The sequence below is a fragment of the Hyphomicrobium sp. genome (assembly GCF_035548195.1).
GTDB lineage: Bacteria > Pseudomonadota > Alphaproteobacteria > Rhizobiales > Hyphomicrobiaceae > Hyphomicrobium_B.
In genome coordinates, this window is record NZ_DASZTY010000016.1 from 35,386 (window position 1) to 59,689 (window position 24,304).

The 24,304-nt window shown below is 57.0% G+C and carries 23 protein-coding genes; 18 read left to right on the plus strand and 5 right to left on the minus strand.

Annotated features, from left to right (window positions below; translation table 11 throughout):
• Window positions 1–11: 11 nt before the first annotated feature.
• The 18 genes from VHB22_RS04370 to VHB22_RS04455 all read left to right on the plus strand — a co-directional run bounded on the left by VHB22_RS04370 (window position 12) and on the right by VHB22_RS04455 (window position 20,347).
• A complete protein-coding gene (locus tag VHB22_RS04370; RefSeq protein WP_325455738.1) occupies window positions 12–1,391 on the plus strand; it encodes a hypothetical protein in 1,380 nt (459 codons plus the stop codon).
• A 33-nt stretch (window positions 1,392–1,424) separates the two neighbouring features.
• Window positions 1,425–3,344, plus strand: coding sequence for a type I secretion system permease/ATPase (locus VHB22_RS04375; RefSeq protein ID WP_325455739.1), 1,920 nt, complete (start codon window positions 1,425–1,427; stop codon window positions 3,342–3,344).
• A 43-nt stretch (window positions 3,345–3,387) separates the two neighbouring features.
• Complete coding sequence (locus tag VHB22_RS04380) at window positions 3,388–4,746, plus strand: HlyD family type I secretion periplasmic adaptor subunit (protein WP_325455740.1); 1,359 nt, start codon at window positions 3,388–3,390, stop codon at window positions 4,744–4,746.
• A 58-nt stretch (window positions 4,747–4,804) separates the two neighbouring features.
• The gene (locus tag VHB22_RS04385) at window positions 4,805–5,485 is read left to right on the plus strand and encodes a helix-turn-helix transcriptional regulator (protein WP_325455741.1); all 681 of its coding nucleotides are present in this window, start codon (window positions 4,805–4,807) and stop codon (window positions 5,483–5,485) included.
• A 136-nt stretch (window positions 5,486–5,621) separates the two neighbouring features.
• Window positions 5,622–5,927 carry a hypothetical protein gene (locus VHB22_RS04390; RefSeq protein ID WP_325455742.1) on the plus strand — a complete coding sequence of 102 codons (306 nt, stop codon included), beginning with the start codon at window positions 5,622–5,624 and terminating at the stop codon, window positions 5,925–5,927.
• 255 nt (window positions 5,928–6,182) lie between these two features.
• Complete coding sequence (locus VHB22_RS04395; RefSeq protein ID WP_325455743.1) at window positions 6,183–7,013, plus strand: outer membrane protein; 831 nt, start codon at window positions 6,183–6,185, stop codon at window positions 7,011–7,013.
• 907 nt (window positions 7,014–7,920) lie between these two features.
• Window positions 7,921–9,378 carry a DNA modification methylase gene (locus VHB22_RS04400; protein WP_325455744.1) on the plus strand — a complete coding sequence of 486 codons (1,458 nt, stop codon included), beginning with the start codon at window positions 7,921–7,923 and terminating at the stop codon, window positions 9,376–9,378.
• Entirely contained in the window at window positions 9,371–9,790 is a 420-nt protein-coding gene (locus tag VHB22_RS04405) for a DUF5681 domain-containing protein (protein WP_325455745.1), read from the plus strand. The genes VHB22_RS04400 and VHB22_RS04405 overlap by 8 nt, the downstream gene beginning before the upstream one ends.
• On the plus strand, window positions 9,783–11,201 hold the full coding sequence (gene terL / locus VHB22_RS04410) for a phage terminase large subunit (RefSeq protein ID WP_325455746.1): 1,419 nt from the start codon (window positions 9,783–9,785) through the stop codon (window positions 11,199–11,201). Before VHB22_RS04405 ends, terL begins: the two co-directional genes overlap by 8 nt.
• Window positions 11,202–11,475: 274 nt before the next feature.
• The gene (locus VHB22_RS04415) at window positions 11,476–11,952 is read left to right on the plus strand and encodes a DUF6508 domain-containing protein (protein ID WP_325455747.1); all 477 of its coding nucleotides are present in this window, start codon (window positions 11,476–11,478) and stop codon (window positions 11,950–11,952) included.
• An 85-nt stretch (window positions 11,953–12,037) separates the two neighbouring features.
• The gene (locus tag VHB22_RS04420) at window positions 12,038–13,081 is read left to right on the plus strand and encodes a sulfate ABC transporter substrate-binding protein (protein WP_325455748.1); all 1,044 of its coding nucleotides are present in this window, start codon (window positions 12,038–12,040) and stop codon (window positions 13,079–13,081) included.
• A gap of 251 nt (window positions 13,082–13,332) precedes the next feature.
• On the plus strand, window positions 13,333–14,055 hold the full coding sequence (locus tag VHB22_RS04425) for an alpha/beta hydrolase (RefSeq protein ID WP_325455749.1): 723 nt from the start codon (window positions 13,333–13,335) through the stop codon (window positions 14,053–14,055).
• A 134-nt stretch (window positions 14,056–14,189) separates the two neighbouring features.
• The gene (locus VHB22_RS04430; protein WP_325455750.1) at window positions 14,190–15,506 is read left to right on the plus strand and encodes a porin; all 1,317 of its coding nucleotides are present in this window, start codon (window positions 14,190–14,192) and stop codon (window positions 15,504–15,506) included.
• 210 nt (window positions 15,507–15,716) lie between these two features.
• Window positions 15,717–16,352: an XRE family transcriptional regulator gene (locus tag VHB22_RS04435; protein WP_325455751.1), complete on the plus strand. Its 636-nt coding sequence runs from the start codon at window positions 15,717–15,719 to the stop codon at window positions 16,350–16,352.
• Window positions 16,353–16,588: 236 nt separating this feature from the next.
• Window positions 16,589–17,428 (plus strand): sulfate ABC transporter permease subunit CysT, encoded by an 840-nt coding sequence (gene cysT, locus VHB22_RS04440; protein ID WP_325455752.1) that lies wholly within the window; start codon window positions 16,589–16,591, stop codon window positions 17,426–17,428.
• On the plus strand, window positions 17,425–18,321 hold the full coding sequence (gene cysW, locus VHB22_RS04445) for a sulfate ABC transporter permease subunit CysW (RefSeq protein ID WP_325455753.1): 897 nt from the start codon (window positions 17,425–17,427) through the stop codon (window positions 18,319–18,321). The genes cysT and cysW overlap by 4 nt, the downstream gene beginning before the upstream one ends.
• Entirely contained in the window at window positions 18,318–19,412 is a 1,095-nt protein-coding gene (locus VHB22_RS04450; RefSeq protein ID WP_325455754.1) for a sulfate/molybdate ABC transporter ATP-binding protein, read from the plus strand. The genes cysW and VHB22_RS04450 overlap by 4 nt, the downstream gene beginning before the upstream one ends.
• Window positions 19,409–20,347 carry a CysB family HTH-type transcriptional regulator gene (locus VHB22_RS04455; protein WP_325455755.1) on the plus strand — a complete coding sequence of 313 codons (939 nt, stop codon included), beginning with the start codon at window positions 19,409–19,411 and terminating at the stop codon, window positions 20,345–20,347. Before VHB22_RS04450 ends, VHB22_RS04455 begins: the two co-directional genes overlap by 4 nt.
• A 154-nt stretch (window positions 20,348–20,501) precedes the next feature.
• Here the strand turns inward: VHB22_RS04455 and VHB22_RS04460 are convergent, their stop codons facing one another.
• The 5 genes from VHB22_RS04460 to VHB22_RS04480 are packed head-to-tail and all read right to left on the minus strand — an operon-like array spanning window position 20,502 to window position 24,177.
• Entirely contained in the window at window positions 20,502–21,332 is an 831-nt protein-coding gene (locus VHB22_RS04460; RefSeq protein ID WP_325455756.1) for an ABC transporter ATP-binding protein, read from the minus strand.
• Window positions 21,329–22,132, minus strand: coding sequence for an ABC transporter permease (locus VHB22_RS04465; RefSeq protein ID WP_325455757.1), 804 nt, complete (start codon window positions 22,130–22,132; stop codon window positions 21,329–21,331). The genes VHB22_RS04460 and VHB22_RS04465 overlap by 4 nt, the downstream gene beginning before the upstream one ends.
• A gap of 9 nt (window positions 22,133–22,141) precedes the next feature.
• Complete coding sequence (locus VHB22_RS04470) at window positions 22,142–23,551, minus strand: ABC transporter substrate-binding protein (RefSeq protein WP_414652701.1); 1,410 nt, start codon at window positions 23,549–23,551, stop codon at window positions 22,142–22,144.
• A 52-nt stretch (window positions 23,552–23,603) separates the two neighbouring features.
• Window positions 23,604–23,837, minus strand: coding sequence for a ferredoxin family protein (locus VHB22_RS04475; RefSeq protein WP_325455758.1), 234 nt, complete (start codon window positions 23,835–23,837; stop codon window positions 23,604–23,606).
• A 28-nt stretch (window positions 23,838–23,865) separates the two neighbouring features.
• A complete protein-coding gene (locus tag VHB22_RS04480) occupies window positions 23,866–24,177 on the minus strand; it encodes a DUF971 domain-containing protein (protein WP_325455759.1) in 312 nt (103 codons plus the stop codon).
• Window positions 24,178–24,304: the final 127 nt, after the last annotated feature.

Here is a 24,304-nt window from a genome sequence, read left to right on the forward strand (position 1 = left end):
AGGACGGACACATGTCAATCCAATTTGGCGATGCGTATTCGACTGCCACGAAGAAGAATGCGAAAGCAATCGATGTCAGAAATCTCCCGGGTCCTGAGCGGCAACGCGGGCTTTGGAGTTTTCTTACGTGGTCGTTCTTTCTTGCGAACTTTCTGACCGGAACGGATATTTTCGGCCAAGCGGCACACGCGGCGGCCATGGTAGGCGGAGATCACGATAATCTGCACTCGGGCAATGATGCGTCCTCCTCCGGCATCTCGCACCCGGAAATGCAGCATATGTCACTCGAATCGCTCGCGAGCGATCCGACTGCTCACGCAGACCAAGCAAACGCCGCGATGAATTCTTTTTCGGGAGCGACGGCATCACTTCCGGATTTCAGTGCAATGCATTTTGGGGCGTCAACCGCGCAGCCGAATCTCGAATCGAGCATTGCCGGCCAAGTCACGTTTGCGTCGGAGTCGGGAGCACACTCCGACACGATCAATAACTACTTCTATTCATCCGATAGTCACGATTCAACAAATAGCGCGACCAACAACTATTATGACAATACGGGAAGCGATGGCAATCACGACGTCGTCAGCACTGTTGTCGATACGGTCATCCACCCGGTGACTGATGCCATTTCACCGCTCGTCGGTGTCGTCGACACGACTTTGCAGACAGCTTCTAACGTTCTCGGCAATCTCGGCGATACGCTGGGCACCGTTACGGATGACGTCGGCCATATTCTAGGCGGCGCAACGACTGCCGTGAGTGATATCGCACATTCAGCATTAAACACCGTTGCCAGCACGCTGGGCGATGTCGTTCCGACGGCTATTTCAGCGGTCGATACACTTGCGACAACCGTCACGCATACAGTGGACGATATCGGCGGCTCGTTCGTTCATGCGGTGGCGGACATCGGAAGCGACGTCATGTCCAGCACCTCACCGATCGTTACGCTTCTCGATCATGATGGTGCAACGAATTCTCTTTTGCCTTCTGTCAGCCATGACGTTTTGACAGCGGGCCACGATCTCGTGGCGTCCGGCACGGACATTGTCGGTAGCGCGCTGAACGGCTTGGGCCTGTCGTCGTCCGGATCGCTCGCATTCGCAGCCGAAACGCCTGATGTGATGCTTGCCCACGATATCGGATCAGGCGCGACGGGCTACTCCCAATTCAACCTGGCTCTCAGCGATAGTTCGGCGGATGCGGGCGCGACAGGTTCGGCTTCGACAGACACCGGCGGCATCACCACGATCATCACGAGCGCGATCGGAATTGGCTCGCATGCTTCGCATTCCGATACGGATTCGGTCGATCATAGCAGCGATCAGCAATCGGTTCATTTGCCTGTCTTGGACGATCTTCAATCCCATCTTCACGGCCTGCTTGGATAAGAGAAGAATCGTCAAACAGGGGACGGACGACCGATGAATACGTATCTGGCGACGAGCAATCAGCCGCGACACGAGCCCGATGAGGGAGAGCCGTCCCTCATCGACTTTGATCGGTCCGGAGCTGAGGCCGAATCCGCTGAAGCGGAAGCGGAGGCTGGCGACCAGCATCCTGCGCTTCGTCGGCTCGCGGGCATACGTGCCGAACTCAGCAAATGGAAGAGCACAAACTCCGCTGTTCCAGAGACGTATTCCTCACAGACTGAATCCGTCGTGGACCCCTTAGCGAAGTGGCGCTCGATCTCGCGGAGAACATTCGCCTCGGTCGCGCTCTTCTCGGTGTTCGTCAATGCGCTGATGCTGACGATGCCGATCTATCTGTTCCAAATTTCTGACAGAGTTTTGACGAGCCGCAGTCTCGATACGCTGATGATGCTGTCCGCTCTTGCAGTCGGGCTGCTCGCGACGCTCTCCGTCCTCGACATTCTTCGGCGCCAAATTCTCGGCCGGCTTGCCGCTACGATGGAAACGATTCTAGGCGGGCCTGTGCTCGCCAGCATTGTCATGTCGGCACCGACAGGCGAGGGCGGAAGCGTCCAGGCTCTCCGCGCGCTGCATCAGGTACGCAGCTTTATCTCCAGCCCGACGATGCTGTTGCTCTTCGACGCGCCGTTATCGCCATTTTATTTCGGCGTCGTCTTTCTCATTCACCCTGACCTTGGCGCGATCGTGCTCACGGCGGGCATCATTCTTTTCGTCATTGCATTGCTGAACCAGACCGCGACGTCCGGTCCTCTCAGCAAAGCGGGGACCTATTCATCGAAAGCTGACGCTCATGCGGACTCGCTGGCGCGCAATGCCCAGGTGATCAACGCCATGGGCATGCTCAACGAAAGCATCCTGCATTGGGGGCGTGAGCAGGCTCCGGCCCTGGCCATGCAAATCAATGCCCATGACCGTAATTTCTGGATCAGCGGCGCCTCTAAGTTTGTCCGGCTCGTCACGCAGATTTCGATTCTCGGCTGGGGTGCACATCTGGCGCTCAACGGGACGCTCACGGGCGGCATGATGATTGCCGCATCGATCATCGGCGGGCGCGCCTTGCAGCCGCTTGAAGGGATGATCGAGGGCTGGCGATCCGTGGTGCAAACGCGGGCCGCCTATGCGCGCGTCAGGGCCGCTCTCGAAGGCGTCGGAAAAGAGAGGTCCAAGCTTCGGCTTCCGAAGCCGGCCGGAAAGGTAAGTGTCGAACGTCTCCTTTATATTCCGCAGGGAAGCCGCGAGCCAGTTCTCAACGGGCTCAGCTTTGAACTCAACCCCGGCGAGTCGCTCGCGATCGTCGGACCTTCGGGTTCGGGTAAATCGACGCTGGCGCGCGTTCTCGTGGGCTGCCTGTTTCCGACGGCAGGGAAGGTACGGCTCGACGGAACGGAGTTGCGCAATTGGGACCGGCGGCAGTTCGGTGAATTCACCGGGTACCTGCCGCAAGAGGTCGAGCTTTTCCCGGGCACGATCAAGGAGAACATCTGTCGCCTCCGTACCGATCTGCCGGACAGAGATGTTTATGATGCGGCCACCGTTGCGGGCGTTCACGACATGGTGTGCCAGCTCAACGCCGGATACGAGACGGTTCTCGATCGGAACGGCGCGCCGCTTTCGGGCGGCCAGAAGCAACGCATCGCGTTAGCCCGCGCATTCTTCGGCAATCCTTCGCTCATCGTTCTCGACGAGCCCAACTCCAATCTGGACTCCGTCGGCGAGCAGGCGCTGGCCGACAGTATGAAGAAGGCGAAGGAGCGCGGCGTGACGATGGTCCTGATCACGCAGCGGCCCGCACTACTTAATACCGTCGACAAGGTTCTGATCTTGCGGTCCGGGCGCATGGAAGGCTTCGGCGCGCCACGCGATGTGCTGCACCGCCTCGTTCGTCAGGCCACCGCGAATACCTCAGCTTAAGCAATGGCGCCAGGTTTGAAATTATAATCGTCAGGAAATCGACATGCTTCTCGGATGTCCAGGAATCGACCAGTGGCACGTGAGCGTTCCCAGAAGCTCTCGCATTCCGACCCTGCTCGGCCTGGGCGTTGTTGCAGCTTGTGGACTCGGTTTCGGTGCCTGGGCGGCGACCGCGCCGCTCGATGGGGCTGTCGTAACATCGGGCACGTTTGTCGCCGCAGGACAGAACAAGCAAATCCAGCATCTTGAAGGCGGCATCGTCAGCGAAGTTGATGTGAAAGAAGGTGATCTCGTCGAAGCAGGACAAGTTCTGTTGCGGCTTGATCCGACGACGGCGGTCGCGAAGCTTCGCATGCTTGTCCTTAGAAAGGACAGGCTAATCACGGCACAGGCGCGTCTTGAAGCCGAGCTTGCTGGAAAGGAGACGTTTTCGCTACCGGCGACGGCCGACGTCGATGTCAAGGATCCCGAAGTGCAGATGATTATCAAACGGCAGGAATTGGAGTTGACGGCAAGGCGCAACAAGCTCCAGGCGGAAATCGCCGTCTTGCACAAGGAGATTGCGGGTCTCAAGGAAAGCATCGCTGGCTACAATGCGCAAATCTCGGCGACGCAGCAGCGGCTCGATCTTTTCGGCGAGGAACTCAAGGCCAAGAACGCGTTGCTGCAGCGCGATCTAATTCGAAAAACGGAAGTTTATGCCGTCCAGCGCGACGAGGCCGCACTCAATGGCGAGCTCGGAGAGCTGGTCGGCCGCGTCGCAGACAGCCGCCAACAAGTCGCGCGCGCGGAGCAGCAGATTGCGTCAATTCAATCTACGGCCACACAAAAATCGGTAGAAGAACTTCGTCAAACGGAATCCGATCTTGATGACGTCACCGAGCAAATTCGCTCGGCCAAGGATGTCGTGGAGCGTACCGACGTCAAGGCTCCGGTTCGCGGCATTGTTGTCAAGCTGAACCAACATACTCGTGGTGGGGTCGTTGCCGCGGGAAGCACGATCCTTGAGCTTTTGCCGGTCAACGACGAACTGATTATCGAAGGCCGCATCAGCCCAAACCAGGTCGTCCACGTGAAGGAAGGTCAGCCCGCAACCGTGCGGCTCTCGGCCCTGAACCAACGCGTAACGCCCATGATCGACGGGCACGTCAGCTATCTTTCGGCCGACACCATTTCCGATCGTCCCTCGATGATGACCGAAACTCCGGAGACAATCGACCGCGGCTCGTTCATCGTGCGCGTAAAGCTCGACAAGAGCGATGTGCTCGCGAAGATTCCCGATTTCAAACCGACGCCGGGCATGCCTGCGGATCTTTATATCCGCACCGGGAAACGGACCTTCTTCGACTACATCATGGAGCCGGTAATGGACAGCTTCTCGCGCGCATTCCGAGAGAAATGAGTTCAGTCATCGGCCCTTCCATACAAACGTAGAAATTGAGCGAAGCGAAGGTTAGGACATGTTGTCAGGCGTATTAGCAGCGATCGTTGATGATCGGAGCGCGATCGTCGAAAGAGACAAAGGCGTAGCGTTCCTGCTCGCCGCGCAGAAGATTTATCAGCTCTCGGACATCTCGTACCTGTGCGTGAACATCCCCCGCTTTTCCAGCGGATCGTTTGTGCATTGCGCGTTTTCAGGCAACACCGCCAGTCAGGCCATTACCGCGAAGGCGGTTCCTGTGGAACGTCTTTCGGAGCTGAATATCGTCCGGATGGCGTGCGAGGACAGCGCAGCAAAGCCGACGATGCAGGGTGGTGACGAGATTGGCGCGCTGCAGATCAGTTCGCGCCGAGGTGAGTTTGCAATACTTGGCTTCCAAGCTCAGTCCGAGTTCGATGAGTACGAGGAAGCCCTCGAGCCCGAAGTTGCCGAACTTAAAATCCTCGGCGAATACTTTCACAGCCATATGCTGCGGCGGAACGGTATCGATACCTCCGAAGCTCTTGTCGTCTCGGCACGCGAGCTGGACTGCTTGAGGTGGGTCGCGGCAGGAAAATCAGCTTGGGAAGCGAGCGTCATTCTCGGCATTAGCGAGCGCACGGTGCGGTTTCACCTCAACTCCGCACGCGAAAAGCTAAATTGCACGACAACGACTCAGGCCGTCGCGAAGGTAGTCGCGCAGCAGCTCATCGCCGTTTAGAAAGTTCCTGCAAAGCCATGACGAAGCGAGAGCGTCGTGGTGCTGAGCCGCGCCATTACGCGCAAATTCTAATGACTTTCGGCCCTGTCGTTTCCGACAATTTCGTTCCCACGATGCGCGGCGTATTCTGCGCACTATGGAACAGAGAGCCTACTACACGCGCGTTGCTGATCTCCTAGCTCTGGCTCGCGGCACAGAGCGCGCGTCTGAAACTGACGCCGACTGCCAGAACGGGCTGCGTCTCCTGGAGCAAATTTTCCATTGCGTCGACGACATGGGAACAGACGAGCGTCAGGCTTTCATGAAAAGACTAGCTGCGTTGCTCATCGGCAAGAAGCATGGCCCAGAGAAAGATCCCATGCTGATTGGCCTGCATCGGTACTGCGTCGCGACGAGCTTGATCGAAGATCCGTCGTGGGAGCCGCCGCTCATTCGACTGTAGATCCAACCCTCGGACTTTACTTTTTGAAAGTCGAATGCTGCGGGTCGGCGGCATTGAACCGTGTTGCGTTGAGGCAACCGTTAGCGCGCATTTGCTCGTCGAATGGGCAGATTGTCAGATCGAATGCGCAAGTGAAGGCAGTCCGAACTCGACGGGCGCGCACGAATCACCTTTCCATATGGTGAACATTGCTAAATTTGGCGCATCTGCAAATTCCGGTTTCCCGTTCATGCCGTTGAATCAGAGGCTTAGACAATGAGATTATTTTCCTTCCTTATGGTTCTCTGTGCTGCACTGTTTGCTGCCGGCAATGCCTGGGCCGACGGCATGATGAGAGATGTGCCGATGGCGTCACCGCCGGGACGTTGTTTCGGAGGTGCATTTGCCGGGCCTTATGCCGGTATTCAGCTTGGTTTCGGCAGCACCAGATCGCACCAAGAGGTGACGCAGTATGCTGACGACGGCTCGCCGAATGGCATTGCGGGTTTGGCTGACAACGATCGCGGATTCACGATCGGCGGTCATGGCGGCTACAACGTCCAATGCGGCGGCGTAGTGTTCGGCGTCGAAACCGACTTCAGCTATTATGGGACCGATACAGAGTCTGATGTCGGTGTTTGCGGTTCTGCTCCCTGCGGCGGGCCTGTGGGCTCAGCTGCATTCCAATCAAGCATGGATTGGTTCGGAACACTTCGGGCTCGACTGGGTATTGTTGGCGACGACAGCTACCTGATCTACGCAACGGGAGGTCTTGCTTATGCCAATACCGACCATCGGTTCATAACGAACGTCGGTCCAACAGGACTGATATCTCCGCCGTTTTCCGCATCGAGCGGCGGCACGCAGCTTGGATGGACTGCTGGCGGTGGCGTTGAATTTATGGCCGATGAGAATTGGTCGTTCCGGGCAGAGGCGCTTTACGTCGATCTCGGATCCGATAGTGCAGATTACACGTTTACTGGCGCGTGCGGCGCGACGTGCACACAGCACGTCGGTTGGGATGACGACTTCTGGATCCTCCGGCTCGGGCTCACGTATCACTTTCATCGTCCCGAACCGGTCGCTGATTACACGCCGCTGAAATAGCTTTCATTCCCAAATCAGTGTCTGGAACGCCGGCGAAACGCCGAGGGCTTCGTCGTCGTGATGATCGCCGAGCTCTGTTATTGAAATGAACCTGACATCGTACCCGTAATCCGAGCCTTTCGGGCCGTCGGCGCGTCTCCTGAAACTCGGCCGCACGACTGGCTGGCTCAGCGCGCGCACCTCGGATTTGTGCCCTGAGGCCGAGCAAGAAGCCCCCAGAGACGGGCGACCACGTTTCTCGCCCGACGATGCTGTTTCGCGTTCGCTACGATCTCACGACCCGTGTGACGAGCCGCGGATATTGCGGCACATCCAGGCTGCTTGGGAGAACGATAAAACTTACCTATTTCAGCAAGTTGGGTGGCTGTGGTGACAGTCGAAGGCGAACTAGTCTCCAGGTGGATTTTCCGTGTTCACCCCCGGAAAACACGGAAAACTCGCAAAAATACACGGAATGGGATCGCCTGATCGCTTCAAACGCCAAGTAATACGTGGGTTTTGTCAATTTTCCGGTGAAAATCAAAACACGGAAACGCGAGCGCGGAAGCACGGATGTCGATTACAGGGATTACGGATTGCAGTGGGCGAAACAGATTAAGCTCAAATCACGAGCGCCCTTGAATAAATTTGCTCTCTTGCATATTTTACCCGTGCATTGAGCTCGGTATATTCGATGAAATATAGACCCCTAGTGCATGGGGCCAAGTTCAATGGCAATAGGCGTTGGATCCGATTGTATCTGGATGGATATGACCCAGGGTGTGGGATTGGCCCAGCGTAACGTTTAGACCTGATATATTCTTAGAAATATGGACCCCTAGTTCTTGGGGTCAGGTCTTGCACTCCGATTGGATGCAGGACCCCTATTATGCGTCGGCCTCCAATCGAATATCGATTGGAGGAAGGAATGCCGACCAGAAACACGCTCACATCCCGCAATCTAACTAAACAGCTTCAGGCCAAGACGAAGAAGCGTCGCTCAAGCAACCGTGACGAGACGCGGATCACTGCTCTTCTCCATGGTCACGGTCGCAATGATCCGCAGCCAGCGCTTCTCACCGTCTTCAAGCCCGTCAACTCGCTCCACCCATCAGCAAATCGGACGCGGGAGACGACGCCGCAGCTTCTCGAAAGCACGATCCGCTCCGTCAAGAAGTTCGGGATGGTGCTGCCGATCTTGATCGACAAACATGGCACCATCATTGCTGGGCATGTCTTGTGGGAAGCGGCGATCCGGCTTGGCCTCGAGACAATCGAATGCCGAGTGGTCGATCATCTTGATCCGATCGAACTCGAAGCTCTCAGTCTCGCGCTCAATCGCATCGGCGAAATCGGCAAATACAACCTCGATAAGTTGCGCGATCGGATGATCACGATCGAGTCCCACGGGATCGAGTTGATCTCCACCGGTTTCACGTTACCCGAGATCGATCAGATCAAGTTTGAGCCTCTTCCGATCGAACACAACATTGGGGGAGACGAAGAAGAGGGTAGCACAACAGCCGTTACAACGAGCAGGGTCGGCGACCTATACCGCCTCGGTCGCCATCAGCTGCTTTGCGGCGATGCTTTGGATGAGACATCATATAAGCGTGTGCTCGGTGGCAGCGCGGCGCACGCGGCCTTCAGCGATCCACCTTATAACTGTCCAATCGAAGGTTTCGTCGGCGGTCTCGGCAAGCATCAGCACGAAGACTTCGTCATGTTTGCGGGGAAGGAGAGCGAGGCCGAGTTCCGCCAGTTCTTGCAAACGTACCTCACACTTTGCCGGGCGTCGTTGTTGCCGGGTGCGGTCCTGTTCGCCTGCATGGACTGGCGTCAAATAGACGTCCTTCTCGGAGCCGGACGCGATGCTGAGTTGGATCGCATCAATGTCGCTGTGTGGAATAAAGGATCGGGCGGTATGGGCGGTCTGTACCGATCGGCCCATGAATTCATCGCTGTGTTCTGCAATGGAACTTCGCTCGCTGTAAATAATGTGGCTCTCGGCGTTCACGGACGGGACCGCACAAACATTTGGTGCTATCCGGGCGCCAACCGTCGGGGATCCTCTGCCGCTCAGGCACTCGCCGATCATCCAACACCGAAGCCCGTTGAACTTGTCGTTGACGCAATCCTCGATGTGACCCAACCCGGCAACGTGGTGCTCGATCCGTTTTCTGGCGGGGGCGCGACGATCATCGCCAGCGAGCATTGTAATCGAGAAGCCCGCTGCATCGAACTCGATCCCAAGTATGTCGATCGCGCCATCCGGCGCTGGGAACGACTAACGGGTGATCGCGCCGTCCACGTCGATACCGGTTTGACCTTTACAGAACTCGTCGAACAGCGTGCTGGCGACGAAGGGCCGGGCAACCATGGATGAGGAGAAGAAGGCCCTGAAGTCCTCGAAGTGGGGCAAGGGCAAAACGGATCCTAAAACCTGGTGGAAGAAAGGCGGCCCGTCACCCAACCCGATGGGCCGCCCGAAAGGCACGAAGAATCAGAAGACCCTCTACAAGGAGGCATTTGAACAGAAGATTACCGTCAACATGGACGGCAAACAGAAGACCATGTCCAAGAAGGAACTGGGTTACCATCAAGTAGCCCAGAAAGCCGCTAACGGCGACCTGAAGGCATTTCAGATCCAGAAAGAGCTCGACGAGAGATACGACCCACCGAAGGCCGCTCCGCCATCACCGGAAGACTCCACTGCGGATTATGCGACGCTCGAAGCGTGGATCGAGCTTCGTGAGAAATTTCACGTCTTCAAGAAAAAGGATGAAGCCGATGGCTGACCCGTTCGAGCTGCGAAAGATAGTCGATGACTTGTGCCGTCGCGAGTTTCCATCCTTCGCTATTCGTGCCTTTCCGGTCCTGGAAGGAGGAATGCTCGAGATGTCTCGCCACATCAGCATCGTCTGTCGGCTGCTCGAAAAGGTGTATGACGGCGAAGTCCGGCGCGCCCTGGTCTGCATCCCACCACGCTATCTGAAGACTTATCTGATTTCGATCGCATACACAGCTTGGCTGCTTGGCAGGAACCCCAAAACACGCATCGTTTGTGCATCTTATGCGGCCTCGCTTGCCGAGAAGTTCAGCGGCGATACCTTAAGACTGATGCGGTCGCCCTTTTATCGAAGGTTGTTTCCTGCAACCATCCTGGATCCCAACTTACAGAATAAGACCGAGATTGGAACGACTGCAGGGGGATACCGGCTGGCAACGTCGGTCGGAGGTACGGTGACTGGGCGCGGCGCGCATTTTTTTATCGCCGACGATTTGCTCAAGGCCAGCGAGGCGCATTCACCGACGGCACGCGAGAGCTGTATCCACTGGTTCAACTCAACGATTCATAGCCGTTTTGATCACCCAAAGAAGGGGAGGGTCATTGTTGTCGGACAGAGACTGCACGCCGAGGATTTGCCAGGCCATCTCATCGCGAAAGGAGGCTGGGAAGAACTGATACTGCCAGCCATATTTCCAAAAAAACAGATTTACGACATTGTCGCTGGAGGGGACAAGATATGGATTGGGGAGGGATCGATACTTCAGTGGTCACGGCATAACACGGCGGATCTCAAACAGCTAAAAATAGATATGGGCGAACATGATTTCGAAGCCCAATATAATCAGTGCCCGCTGCCGCCGGGCGGTTATATCTTCAAGAATGCCTGGGTGAAACGCTATCAAAAAGCCCCTGATGCAGCGAAAGTCGAGGCGGTGATTCAGTCGTGGGATACCGCCTATCAAGGTGACGAGACCAACTCCTACACAGTCTGCACGACCTGGGCGAAGTGCCCCGACGGGTATTATTTGCTCGACGTTTGGCGCGACCGCCCCAACTTTGTTGATCTCGTCAATCAGGTCAAAGTTCAGAAAGAGAAGTGGAATGCCAAGCTGGTCATCGTCGAGAGAAAGGCGAGCGGTATCAGCCTCATCGAGTACTTCACCAAATCGGGTCACCAGCCGTGGCTGCTCTCGCGTGAACCAGAAAAAGGAAAGGTAGAGCGCGCGCAGGAGCAGACAGTGAAGTTCGAACAGGGCCGCGTCTGGCTCCCTGTCGAAGCGCCGTGGCTGGCGACATGTGAAGCTGAGCTCTTTCAGTTCCCGCATTGCAAGTTCGACGATCAGGTGGACTCGATCGTCCAATTTCTCAGCTCCACGGATTTTCAACTCTTTCATAGTCGACTTCGATCTCTGGCCTAACGGCCTGACCTGCGTAGTGCCGGTCGAAATGGTGAGAGCTTTCACCGAGCTTAGATTCACTGAAACACGCGCAGATTCATCACGTATTTTGACAACACATTACTCAAGAAATGCGCCCTAAACGGGACCTCAGCTAGTGCGCAGACAGCTCTCGACTTCTGCCAGAAAGTACGCATTGGTTGGCACCGACGAGCGGTTGAACTCGTGAGTCGAGGAAGGTCGCTCCCTGTCCCAGCCTGTGAAGATGCATTGACGCGGGAGCCCGGCAAGCGAGATGACGATCAGAGATATACAAAGGATTCCTGAGCCCCCTGATCTTCTGCAGCGTCTTCATGCGATGACCTGCTATCTTCCGACATTGGAAGATTCTGACTTCTCGCCAGGCGAGGTTCATTCCGGTGAGAGGACGGAATCGGGCTCCTTCATCATGCCCTATGTGGTGCTCGGCGACGTCGCCGAGGCGTTCGTCACGTCCGCCTACGATCGTGGTTGGGTGTTACCCGGCTTCCATTGGCTATCGTGGGTTCGATCAGAGGATGCGCAAGCATTATGTAACGATCCGTCGGCACTTGCGCGGGCGGACCCAATGCAACTCTTGTACTTGATCACGGCTTTGATCCGACAGGATCGCTTCTCAGAAGGCACGTTGCTCGGTGCATTCAGGTCACGTCTGATCCTGGGTATTGTGCGCCGGGCAGCCGCTATCGTCGACAAGGAAAAGCGTCAAGAAGATTCCAATTTCACTAGCTAATAAGCTCAGCAATTCTTCTTCGTTCGCGGAAGTATGCCGGTAAAATAGGGTTGCTCTCGAGTTAACACCAACTTGAGAGGTTGCCATGCCCTTCACGACCCTCACCCGCAGATCGGCGATCGTCGCCGCATTTGGCCTAGGCATCTCCGGCCTAGCCGGCCACGCGCCTTCCGCTGCCGCGAAAGATATTACGCTGCTCAACGTTTCCTATGATCCGACGCGCGAACTCTATGCGGCATATGACAAGGCGTTCGAGAAATACTGGAAAGCGAAAACCGGTGACGATGTCACTGTTAAACAATCGCATGGCGGTTCGGGTAAGCAGGCACGTGCGGTCATCGACGGACTTCAGGCGGACGTCGTGACGCTGGCGCTGGCCGCGGACGTCGATGCCCTGCACAAGAACGGCGATCTCATCAAAGCCGATTGGATCAAAAAATTCCCGGACAACTCGGCACCTTATACGTCGACGATTGTGTTCCTGGTCCGCAAAGGCAACCCGAAGGGTATCAAGGATTGGCCGGATCTCGTTAAGAACGGCGTCGATATCATCACGCCGAACCCAAAGACATCGGGTGGCGCACGGTGGAATTACCTTGCGGCCTGGGGTTATGCCTTGAAGCAGCCCGGTGGCAACGAAGAGAAGGCGAAGGAATTCGTCAGCCAGATCTACAAGCACACGAAGGTGCTCGATTCCGGCGCGCGCGGATCGACGAATACGTTCGTCGAGCGAGGCATCGGCGACGTTCTGTTGGCGTGGGAAAATGAGGCGCACTTGGCGCTCAAGGAGTTCGGCCCTGACAAGTTCGAGATCGTGACGCCATCGGTTTCGATCCTGGCGGAGCCCAACGTCGCCGTTGTCGACAAGGTCGTTGATAAGCGCGGCACGCGGAAAGTGGCTGAGGCGTATCTCAATTATCTCTACAGCCCTGAAGGCCAGAAAATCGCTGCGGAGAATTTCTACCGTCCGCGCGATCCGAAAGTTGCGGCGGAATACGCCGGAAAATTCGCACAGGTGAAGACGTTCACCATCGACGACGTCTTCGGGGGCTGGACGAAGGCGCAAGCCAAGCACTTCGCCGACGGCGGCATTTTCGATCAGATCTATACACCCGGCAAAAATGGCTAGGCGCACTTCCGCGCGGCTCGTGCGCCGCCCGGCGGGGGGAGCCTGTATCTCAGCAAGTTCAGCTTGACGTGAGATCGGGCGGCGCACGAAGCGGAGTTATCACCGGAACGTCATGGGACACCGAACAATGTCGATGCGAACGCGCAAGTGGAACTTTGGGGGCCTTTGTTGAAGGCGATCCCTATCGCCACGCAAGCCTTTCCGAAGACAGACCACGAGCGCGTAGCGCTTTGCATTTCAGGATCATTTCCATGTCTACGACTCTCATCGTTCCCGGCCTTCGATCGAGCGGCCCGACGCACTGGCAGACCTGGCTCGAAAGCCGCGTCACCGGCAGCATTCGCATTTCGCAGCGAGACTGGAACGATCCTCACCTGCCCGACTGGTCGGCCCGGGTACGGAGCGAGATCAAACGCGCAACGGGACGCATATTTATCGTCGCCCATTCTTTCGGTGCGCTGGCCGCGGTCCAGGCCGCAAGCGATCACGTCGAGCGAATCACCGGCGCGTTGCTCGTCGCTCCAGCCGATCCGGAAGAATTCGGAGTCGCTGAATTCCTTCCAACGAAGCCGTTGGGATTTCCGGCAATCGTGGTCGCCAGCACAAATGATCCATGGATGGAATTGGACCGCGCAGGCTACTGGGCGGCCCTTTGGCAAGCGGAGCTCATCAACCTGGGCAACGCCGGCCACATCAATGCCGAATCGGGTTTCGGACCTTGGCCGGAGGCGCTGGCCTTCCTCGAACGATTGCGGCGCGCGGCCGAATTTCGTGTGGCAAGCGAGAGGCTTGCGGCATTCAACCTGTCTCGGCCGCAACGGCTTCGACGACATGGGCTCGCGCGCCAGCGGGCGCCGGCTGCAAGCGATGCAGGCGGTTTGATCCCGCAAGACATCAAGGGTGCCGCGACGCTCCTTCGCGATGCGGGCTGGACGGTGCGTGCGCCGAACGTCCACGCCCGTGGTGCAACATAGCGACGCCGCTATCGCAGAAAAATCGTTGATACCGCGCTTCGAATTGACAGCAGGAGGCAAACTCAAAAGATCAGGACTCAAGAAGCACCAAAAACAAGCTTCAATTAGACGGGGGTCTGAAAGCTATGGCAAGTATGCCGAAATTTACGGCAGGGTTGCTGCTGGGGGCGGCAACCATGCTGATTGGGGGATGGTCGCCACCGGCGATCGCTGCGGATCTCGGCGGCAATTGCTGCGCCGATCTCGAAGAGCGTATCGCCGAGCTCGAAGCCACGACCGCACGAAAGGGCAACCGCAACGTCAGCCTGACGGTGTCAGGTTGGGTCAACGAAGAGGTCGCCTGGTGGGACGACGGCACGGAAAGCAACGCGTACGTCGGGACCAACCCTGTAGAACAGTCGCGTGTCCGCTTTGTTGGCGAAGCGCGGATCGATAAGGACTGGTCGGCGGGTTACGTTATCGAGCTTGGAATTTATGGCGCCAATGGCGGCAAGTGGGACCAGAATACTCCCGATGGCTCTGGCCCGAACAGCGTTTCGGTCCGCAAAAGCAGTTGGTTCTTGAAGAATAATCACCTCGGACGGGTGATCGTCGGCCAGGACGGCACTTCGACCTACCATCTGCTCGACGACGCCGACACCACGATGACGCGTAACTTCTTCGATGGCGAAGGCGCGCCAGACTACCAGGCCGGCTTTTTCGTTCGTTCGGGCGGCAGCTTCGTCGCTGCTCCCGGTGGCGGCAACCTGAAATGGTCGGATGTCATGCGCGGCTTCAACAACTCGACGCCCGGCGACGACGGACGTCGCAACATCGTGCGCTATGATTCACCGACGATTGCCGGGTTCACCTACACGGCAACGTGGGGTGAGGACGATATCTTCGACACCGCGCTGATCTACAAGGGCGGCTTCGGTGATTTCAATGTCAACGCGCGTGCCGGCTACGGCCACTCGACGGACGAGAAATCCACCCCCTGCCATACGGGTCCGACCGATTTCCGCGCCGATTGCGACTGGTGGGGCGTGTCGGGGTTCGTCCAGCACAAGCCGACGGGGCTTTTCGTCTTCGCAGGCTATGGTCAGCAGATTGACAATACACGTGCCTTCGACGCCGGCACGGATGCTGCCCTGGTCGATAAGCGGGACGACGCCTGGTACGTCCAAACCGGCATCGAGCACAAATGGCTGTCGCTCGGTAAGACAAACTTCTTTGCTCAATATCGCCACGATGCACCCGGCTCGAACGTGAGCGGAGGGACGTTGCGGACTCGAAGCGCAGATATCGAGTATTGGTCCGGTGGTGTCGCGCAGTACCTCGATAATGCCGAGACGATGCTTTACCTCCTTTATCAGCATGCGGACGGCGACGTCATTCTGGGAGACGATGTCGCGAGCACGAGGTTGGACACGATGCAGCAGGTTATCGGCGGCGTGAAGGTCAATTTCTAGACCGGGCAGCTGTGGTCTGACACCTCCCGTGAGCTTTTGGGCAAGAAGGGCAGTCCTAGTCCGCCCTTCTTGCCTTTTACTGATCTGCTGCGATACAGATCGTGTCTGGGCTTGCTCATAAGCTCAGCATTTCTTCTTCGTTCCACTGATATCATTGCCCGGTTATCCGTCTTCGCAGAGTGACGGGTAAAAATGGGCGACGCGATGGGAATGGCAAGAAAGCAGGACACCACCGAGTTTCAGACCGCAGAGAGCGTCTCGACCAAGCTTTCGCTCGCCGTAGGAGAAAACCTCCGCCAGCTAAGACGAAAACACGGTCTCTCGCTTGAGCAATTGGCCAATCTATCCGGTGTCAGCCGCGCCATGCTGGGTCAGATCGAAACTGGCAAAAGCGCTCCGACAATCAACCTTCTCGGCCGCATAGCGGACGCCCTGAAGGTCTCTGTTCCAAGCCTTATCTCAATTCCTGGAAGAGCTGGAACGGTCGTCGTCTCGCACGACCGGGCAACGATCCTCACATCGAGCGACGGCGGATTTATCTGTCGCGCCTTGTTCCCCTGGGGTGATACGCAAAGTATCGAAATGTACGAAGTGACGATAGCGCCGCATCACAACGAAGATATCGCCGCACACGTGCCGGGAACCAAGAAGGCAATTTTTGTTGTCGTTGGAAACGTTGAGGTGGGTCTCGTAGACGAATCTCCTGCAATCCTCTCCGACGGTGACGCCATCCTCTTTAATGCCGATACCGCGCACCGGCTTCACAACCTAGGTGACAGGGAAGCAAAACTTTTCCTCGTCGTGACGCGCATAGATGGCAACGGTTCCCGCCCGCACCCGTTCTGATCTCCCGCCGGCATCGCCGCGTCTCAGGTCAATTCCATCCGACGGAATATGATTAGCATGTCTTCTTCTTTAGCGAGGGCAAACCTCTCCCATAATATGCGGTGCATTCGTTTTAACGGACGCCTGCATATGCCGGGTGTTCGTAATCGGGCGCGAGGTATCCCGCGTGGTTCGGATATCCGGCCGTGATTATCGCAATTCTAGACATTGCCATTTAGGGGAGACGGTTTGCCAAAATGGCACGCAGCATAAATAAGCGAGTATTGCCGGGGTTCGGGCTTTCGCTCGGGTTTACCCTTATCTACCTGTCGCTGATCGTCCTCATTCCTCTCTCGGCCGTATTCCTGAAGTCGTCGACGATGACGCCGCACGACTTCTGGCAGGCCGTAACGGCGCCACGTGTCGTTGCGTCCTATAAACTGACATTCGGTGCTTCCTTCCTCGCCGCATGCATCAATGCCGTCTTTGGCCTGCTGTTGGCGTGGGGTCTTACCCGCTACACGTTTCCGGGGCGCAAGATCGTCGATGCTTTGATCGACCTTCCATTTGCCCTTCCGACGGCCGTTGCCGGCATATCCTTGACGGCGATTTACGCAAAGAACGGCTGGATCGGCAGTTTCCTGGAACCTCACGATATCAAAATTGCGTTCCGCCCCACCGGCGTGCTCGTCGCGTTGATCTTTATCGGCCTGCCTTTCGTTGTTCGCACCGTCCAGCCGATCCTTGAAGATTTGGAAGTCGAGTTTGAAGAAGCAGCCGCGAGCCTCGGTGCCAACCGGTGGCAGTCGTTCCAGCGTGTGGTCTTTCCGACGTTGCTGCCGGCACTTCTTACGGGCTTCGCGCTCGCCTTCGCACGAGCCGTCGGAGAATACGGCTCGGTGATTTTCATCGCCGGTAACATTCCGATGGTTTCGGAGATCACGCCGCTGATCATCATCACCAAGCTTGAACAGTTCGATTATCGAGGTGCAACAGCCGTCGCGGCCGTCATGCTCGTCATCTCGTTTGTCATGCTCCTGGTGATCAATGCGCTGCAAGCCTGGAACGGTCGTCGCTTTGGGAGGAACGTCGGATGACGGGCGTCGTTGCAACATTCGGTGCGCGCGTGCAGGGAGCTGGCAAGTTCGAAGCTAACGCTGCAACGCGTGATGCTTCGTGGGTCAAGTTTCTCATCCTGGGCATTGGGCTGAGTTATTTTCTGGTCTTTCTGCTGCTGCCGTTAATTGCCGTCTTTGCCGAAGCGTTCCGCAAAGGAACTGAAGCTTACTTCGCAGCACTTGTTGAACCCGATGCGCTATCGGCGATTCGGTTGACGCTGCTGGCAGCCGCCATCGCCGTGCCGTCGAATTTGATCTTCGGACTGTCAGCCGCTTGGGCCGTCGCCAAGTTCGAGTTCCCGGGCAAGAATTTTCTGATCACGCTCATCGATCTGCCGTTCTCGGTTTCACCGGTTGTCGCCGGTTTGATCTACGTCCTCGTATTCGGCAGGCAAGGATGGCTCGGACCCTGGCTCGGCGAGCACGACATCAGGATCATCTTCGCTGTGCCGGGCATAGTTCTGGCGACGATCTTCGTGACCTTTCCATTCATTGCCAGAGAACTCATACCACTGATGCAGGCGCAAGGCCGCGAAGAAGAGGAAGCCGCAATTTCGCTTGGGGCCGCGGGCTTTCAGACGTTCTGGCGTGTCACGCTTCCAAACATCAAATGGGCGCTTCTTTACGGGGTCATCCTTTGCAACGCCCGCGCCATGGGCGAGTTCGGCGCCGTTTCCGTGGTCTCTGGGCATATCCGCGGCGAGACCAACACGATGCCGCTTCACGTCGAAATTCTTTACAACGAATACCAATTCTCAGCAGCGTTTGCCGTTGCATCGTTGCTGGCTTTGCTGGCCCTCGTGACACTCGTTCTGAAGACATATGTCGAGTGGCGCGCACGAAAGTCCGGACAGGAAGGACAAGAGCGATGAGCATCGAGGTCCAAGGCGTCAGCAAGGCGTTCGGCGCGTTCAAAGCGCTCGACAACATCTCGCTGAATTTTCCTGATGGCGAACTCGTGGCATTGCTCGGACCTTCCGGGTGCGGAAAGACGACACTGCTTCGCGTCATCGCGGGACTGGAGCACGCCGACAGCGGTCGCGTCATCCTCGATGGCGACGATGCGACGGACAAAGATGTCCGTCAGCGCCGCGTCGGGTTCGTATTCCAGCATTATGCGCTTTTCCGGCACATGACGGTGTTCGAAAATATCGCCTTCGGTTTGAGAGTCCGTCCGCGTCGTGAGCGGCCGAGGGAAAAGGAAATCCGTGCCAAGGTCGGGCGTCTGCTGGATCTCGTACAACTCTCCTGGGTCGCCAACCGCTTTCCCTCCCAACTATCGGGCGGTCAGCGCCAGCGCATCGCGCTCGCCCGGGCTTTGGCGGTCGAGCCGCGCGTGCTTCTGCTCGATGAGCCCTTCGGCGCCCTCGACGCCAAGGTTCGCAAGGAACTCCGGCGCTGGCTGCGTACGCTCCACGACGAACTCCACATTTCGTCGATCTTCGTGACCCACGATCAGGAAGAAGCGCTCGAGGTCTCCGATCGGATCGTCCTCGTCAACAAAGGACGCATCGAGCAGATCGGCAATCCGAAGGAGATTTACGAACGGCCGGCAACGGCATTCGCCTATGGCTTCATAGGTGCGGTTAACGAATTTCGTGGCCGCATCGAAGGTGACTATCTTCGTGTCGGCGACGAGCGCCTTCGCCATCATGTCGAGCACGTCAAGGACGGGCAGGAGGTCGTGGCGTTCGTCCGGCCCCACGACACGGAGATCGTGACCGACGCCGCTTCCAGCGACGGCATCACAGCCAACATCAACCGTATTCTTGGCAACGGAGCCGTTGCGCGTATAGAACTCGTTGCAAGCGGTGCGGACCGCAAGGGCCGAAAAGATTTCTTCGAAGTCGAGCTTCCAGAAACCCAGACGGCGTCGCTAGGACTGTCCCCCGGCCAATCCGTGAAACTCCGAAGTCGTCGTCTCAGCATTTTCCCAGATCAGAACGGTACATCCTCGTCGTGAACTTCCAGCAGCTCCGCATCATCCGCGAAACGCTCAGACGCAACTTCAATCTTACTGAAGTTGCGAACGCGCTTTATACGTCACAGTCCGGTGTCTCGAAACACATCAAGGATCTTGAAGACGAGCTTGGAGTCGAACTCTTCGTCCGCCGCGGCAAAAGACTGCTGGGGCTCACGGAGCCAGGAAAAGAATTGGCACAGATCGTCGAGCGTATTCTTCTCGACACCGCTAATATCAAGCGTCTTGCCGATCAGTTCGCGAAATCAGATCGCGGCGAGATCACGATCGCGACGACGCACTCGCAGGCGCGCTATGCGCTGCCAGGCCCAATTGCTGCCTTCCGTAAAGAATTTTCCAACGTTCACCTGGTGCTTCAACAGGGATCGCCGAAAGAGATCGCGACGATGCTGAACGACGGCACGGCGGACATCGGCATCGCGACTGAAGCTTTGGAAGAAGCACCCGAGCTTGTTTCGTTTCCTTATTATTCCTGGAACCACGCCGTTATCGTGCCGAAGGGGCACGCGCTGGAGAGCGTGACGCCACTGACACTCGAGAACATCACGGAGTGGCCGATCATCACATATCATGAAGGCTTCACCGGCCGCCCGGCAATTGACGCGACCTTCGCCAAGGCAGGGCTGGCGCCGGATATCGTGATGGTCGCGCTCGATGCCGACGTCATCAAGACATATGTCGAGGTCGGACTCGGTATCGGCATCGTCGCGTCGATGGCCTATAACGAAGAGCGCGACACCGAGCTTCGTTTGCTCGACAGTGCTCATCTTTTCCCCAAATCGACGTCGCGCATTGCACTTCGTCGTGGCCGTTTCTTGCGTCGGTTTGCCTACCGCTTCATCGAGTTGTGCGCGCCGGAACTGACCGAAAGGGTCATCAAGGCTGGCACCGAAGATTCGACCAAACCCAGTGCCTGAAGAAAAGGCCGGCAACCGAACTCGATTTTCCAATGCGTGACAACCTATCAAAGGCGTAGGGAACGGAAATTCAAGCCGGATATGGAGCGGGACGGCATCCGCACTATTTCGGAGTGTCGCCCATCTTCTTCCTGACATCAATTGGATTAAGATTTTACAATCCCAAAGGTGTCAGGCGTGGTAGCGGAGCAGAGGGGTGCTCGGCGCGCAAGAGATCGAGGCAGTGCCGCTTTAATTTTCCGAATTCGGGGAGCGCGACGATTTCGGTCGCGCGCGGGCGGCTGAAGGGTACGACGATCTCTTCAAGAATTCTGCCGGGCCTCGCGGTCATGACGACGATACGATCGGCGAGGAACAACGCTTCGTCGATGTCATGAGTTACGAACAGGATCGTGGTGCGTATGCGTTCCCATATGTCGAGAAGCAGTTCTTGCATCCGCATGCGCGTGAGGGCATCGAGCGCGCTAAACGGCTCATCCATCAACAGAAGGCGCGGTCGGTTCACGAGTACACGTGCGAGTTCGACGCGTTGCTGCATGCCGCCAGAAAGCTGCCGAGGATAGCGATCGGAAAAATCAGAGAGTCCCACAAGGTCCAAGATTTCATCGGCCATGCGACGTCGTTCGGCTTTTTTGAAGCCGAGCATCTTCGGACCGAACGAAACATTCTCGCGAATGGATTTCCAAGGAAAGAGCGTGTGATGCTGAAAGACTATGCCGCGATCGGGATGGGGGCCTGCGATCGGAGTATCGTCAACCGCAAGACCGCCTTTGCTCGGTGTGATGTGGCCTGCGAGTGCCCCGAGCAGCGTCGACTTCCCGCATCCTGAGGGCCCGAGGATGCAAACGAATTCACCAGGTTCTACTGTCAGGCTGACATCCTGCACGGCTTCGAATGCCTGCGCACCTTGCCCTAGCTCTATCGAGACGTGCTCTGCGGCTATGCGACCTGCATCGGTTCGCATCAAGCGTTCGCGCCCGCTCATCGGCGCGCTTCCTCGACGGTGTGCCAGGGTGTCAGCACCGTCCCGACCTTGCGCAGCAGATAGCTGCTGCCCATGCCGAGCAGGCCGATCAAGATCATGCCGACGACGATGTCGGAGTAATTCTGCAGCGTGTAGGATTCCCATGTGAAATAGCCGATCCCATACTGTCCGGAGATCATCTCCGCTGTAATCAGGCAAAACCAGGAGGTGCCCATTCCGACCGCAAGGCCGGTGACGATATTTGGCGCGGCGCCGGGGAGGATCACTTCGCGCAAAATTGCGCTGCGCGTCGCTCCGAGGCTTCGCGCGGATGCGATCAAGCGCTGGTCGACATGCTCGACGCCGTGAATGGTGTTGAGCAGAATCGGAAAAAGCGCGCCGATGAACGTGATGTAAATCATCGAAAGTTCCGACGACGGAAACATCAGGACAGCAAGCGGTATCCAGGCTACTGCAGGAATAGGGCGCATGAGTTCGAGAGGCGCCATCAGGAGATCGGAAGCTCGTCGAGATCGTCCGATGGCGACGCCCAATGCGATGCCGACAACCGCGGCAATCCCATAACCGGCGAAGACGCGCATCAGGCTGCTCGACAGGTCATTCAAGAGCTTGGGCGACTTTGCGAAATCAATGCCCGCTTTCAGCACTTCAACCGGAGTTGGGACGTTCGCAAAGGTAACGATACCGAGATCGGCATGAAACGAGGATGCTGCCTGCCAGGCGAGAAGGCAGGCAGCAATCGACGACGCTTGCAAGATCCAGCGGCCGCGGCCGTTGCTTGTTTCGGCTGAAGCAGACACTGGCGTTTCTCAATTGCTGGCCACGACCGAGGCGCGTGCGGCATTGTAATCGAGAACCTTCCCGCCCTTGGTCTTGGCCCAATCTTCCGCTTGTCCTTTTAGAAGGAACGCACTGATGTCACCATTGTCGGCACGGACGAACCAGGCCTGTTTGGCAAGAAGCTTGATGCCGCTATTGCGGTCCTGGGCATAGACGACGCGAATCGTCTTGTTCTCGCCTTCGATTGCCTTGAGCGCTTTGAAGGCATTTTCGGCCGATACGTAGTGACGGACCAAAGGTTCGCCTTTCACCCAGATTTCGGCGACGCGTTTGGGATCTTTGATATCTTCGCCGGTCAGCGCATCCTTGGCTTTGAGCGGGGTCTGTGCGTAGTTTTTCAATTGGGCATCGTAGTCGAGCCCAGCTTCCTTGAATGCCGTCCTGATGTAGCGATCGGTGATAAACGTATTGGTGTCGAGGCCCTGATCAGTCTTCTTCAGAAGCTTCAAGGTATCGATCGCCGTCGCAACGTCTTGCCGGAATTCGGGTTTCCAGGTGAGGTCCCGTGTCTGAAGTCCAAGCGGACCGTGGAAGAGGTAGTCGACCTCGGCTTCGACGCCGGTCACCTTTGCGATGAGTTCGCTGTACTTTTCCGGTTCCGCAGCAATCAGGCGATCGGCTTCGATCACGGCGCGCAAATAGGCGATGACAATTTCGGGATATTTCTTGGCATAGGAAGCTTCGACGAGTGTTCCGTGAAACGTCGGCGCATTTGATTGCGAACCGTCGTAGATCTTTCTTGCGAAGCCGCGCCAAGGAAAGAGATCGGCGTAGGGAACGAAATCGGCATGGGCATCTATTTTATTCGATTGCAGTGCCGGGCCGGCGACTTCGGGGGCTTGCGTGATGATCTTGATGTCCTTGTCCGGGCTCCAGCCTTGCGCAGCCACAGCGCGCAACAAAAGCCCGTGTGCGGTCGATGCAAAGGGCACCGAGATCGTTTTGCCCTTCAGTTCGGAGAAAGATTGGATCGGCGAATTGAGCGGAACGACTATGCCATTGCCGCTGCCTTTGACGCTTCCTTCGAGCGCGGTGATGAAGATGCTTTTGCGGCCAGCTTTTTCATGCGCGACGCCGTTCAATACCCCCGGGAATTCGGCCATGACGGCGAAGTCGAGCTTGCCTGCAATCTGCTCGTTGGTGATCGGAGCGCCGCTCGTGAAATTCTTCCAGCGGATGTCGTAGGTGACGTCCTTATACTTGCCGTCATGCGGCAAGTATTTCTGAAGAAGCTTTTCCTCACGGATAATGAGACCGCCGGTGGCGGTGTTGATCGTGGCATCCTGCGTGCCGATCGCTACGCGGATGGTTTCTGCGTGTGCGACACCGATGAGGCCAGTCGTCGCCATCAGTGTGGAAGCGAATAAGGAAAAGCGCATCTTGATCCCTCGTGAAATGCTTGGAAGTGCAGCCGTTGAGCAGCCGCGCGGGTTATTTCAAAAGATAGGGAATGTTGACTGTCACTGCGCTCGTCGGACAATCGACGGCGCAGGGCATACAGTACCAACACTCGTCATAAGCCATGTATGCCTTCTGTGTAATGTCGCTGATCCTCAGCACATCGAGCGGGCAAACATCGACGCAGACCGTGCATCCCTTCTCTGCGATGCACTTTTCATTGTCGACGACAACGGGAACGGTCGTGAGAGTTTGCGCCAAAGGCACGCCGTGTTCTCCTCATTCGGGTTTTGTCTTACTCGATCAGGAAGTCTTCGAGCTTCGGTTCGGTCGTGAATTTCCGCAGTAGCGACCACGGATAGATTCCGCGCGCGTGTCCGTCCGAAAACGCAATGTTGATCGCGTAGAGGCCGATGGGCGTTACGGAAACGATCCGCAGATCGCTGGTAGGTTTGAGATCGGGATAATCCATGCGCCTGCGACGTGCATGCGCAGAGGGGCAATTTCGCCAGAGTTGCTTGGCATCCAGAGCGTATCGCTCACCGGATTGCCACTCGATGGTGAGAACGTTACCGTCCTCTGCGATATTGACGGATTGAGCTTTCATTTCGGACATACTCTGCATTTGCAGACCTGCTGTATGCCCGAGCCGTTGCCTCCGTAAACGAACTATTTTTGGAATGCTTATTCGGCGGCTGGTTGCACGTACGCGATCCGAGTGCGGGCATTTTTGG

Bases quoted from the DNA above. Each gene is read 5' to 3' on its own strand.
- VHB22_RS04370 (WP_325455738.1), top strand. From the start codon at position 12: ATGTCAATCCAATTTGGCGATGCGTATTCGACTGCCACGAAGAAGAAT.
- VHB22_RS04375 (WP_325455739.1), top strand. From the start codon at position 1,425: ATGAATACGTATCTGGCGACGAGCAATCAGCCGCGACACGAGCCCGAT.
- VHB22_RS04380 (WP_325455740.1), top strand. From the start codon at position 3,388: ATGCTTCTCGGATGTCCAGGAATCGACCAGTGGCACGTGAGCGTTCCC.
- VHB22_RS04385 (WP_325455741.1), top strand. From the start codon at position 4,805: ATGTTGTCAGGCGTATTAGCAGCGATCGTTGATGATCGGAGCGCGATC.
- VHB22_RS04390 (WP_325455742.1), top strand. From the start codon at position 5,622: ATGGAACAGAGAGCCTACTACACGCGCGTTGCTGATCTCCTAGCTCTG.
- VHB22_RS04395 (WP_325455743.1), top strand. From the start codon at position 6,183: ATGAGATTATTTTCCTTCCTTATGGTTCTCTGTGCTGCACTGTTTGCT.
- VHB22_RS04400 (WP_325455744.1), top strand. From the start codon at position 7,921: ATGCCGACCAGAAACACGCTCACATCCCGCAATCTAACTAAACAGCTT.
- VHB22_RS04405 (WP_325455745.1), top strand. From the start codon at position 9,371: ATGGATGAGGAGAAGAAGGCCCTGAAGTCCTCGAAGTGGGGCAAGGGC.
- terL (WP_325455746.1), top strand. From the start codon at position 9,783: ATGGCTGACCCGTTCGAGCTGCGAAAGATAGTCGATGACTTGTGCCGT.
- VHB22_RS04415 (WP_325455747.1), top strand. From the start codon at position 11,476: ATGACGATCAGAGATATACAAAGGATTCCTGAGCCCCCTGATCTTCTG.
- VHB22_RS04420 (WP_325455748.1), top strand. From the start codon at position 12,038: ATGCCCTTCACGACCCTCACCCGCAGATCGGCGATCGTCGCCGCATTT.
- VHB22_RS04425 (WP_325455749.1), top strand. From the start codon at position 13,333: ATGTCTACGACTCTCATCGTTCCCGGCCTTCGATCGAGCGGCCCGACG.
- VHB22_RS04430 (WP_325455750.1), top strand. From the start codon at position 14,190: ATGCCGAAATTTACGGCAGGGTTGCTGCTGGGGGCGGCAACCATGCTG.
- VHB22_RS04435 (WP_325455751.1), top strand. From the start codon at position 15,717: ATGGCAAGAAAGCAGGACACCACCGAGTTTCAGACCGCAGAGAGCGTC.
- cysT (WP_325455752.1), top strand. From the start codon at position 16,589: ATGGCACGCAGCATAAATAAGCGAGTATTGCCGGGGTTCGGGCTTTCG.
- cysW (WP_325455753.1), top strand. From the start codon at position 17,425: ATGACGGGCGTCGTTGCAACATTCGGTGCGCGCGTGCAGGGAGCTGGC.
- VHB22_RS04450 (WP_325455754.1), top strand. From the start codon at position 18,318: ATGAGCATCGAGGTCCAAGGCGTCAGCAAGGCGTTCGGCGCGTTCAAA.
- VHB22_RS04460 (WP_325455756.1), bottom strand. From the start codon at position 21,332: ATGAGCGGGCGCGAACGCTTGATGCGAACCGATGCAGGTCGCATAGCC.
- VHB22_RS04470 (WP_414652701.1), bottom strand. From the start codon at position 23,551: ATGCGCTTTTCCTTATTCGCTTCCACACTGATGGCGACGACTGGCCTC.
- VHB22_RS04480 (WP_325455759.1), bottom strand. From the start codon at position 24,177: ATGAAAGCTCAATCCGTCAATATCGCAGAGGACGGTAACGTTCTCACC.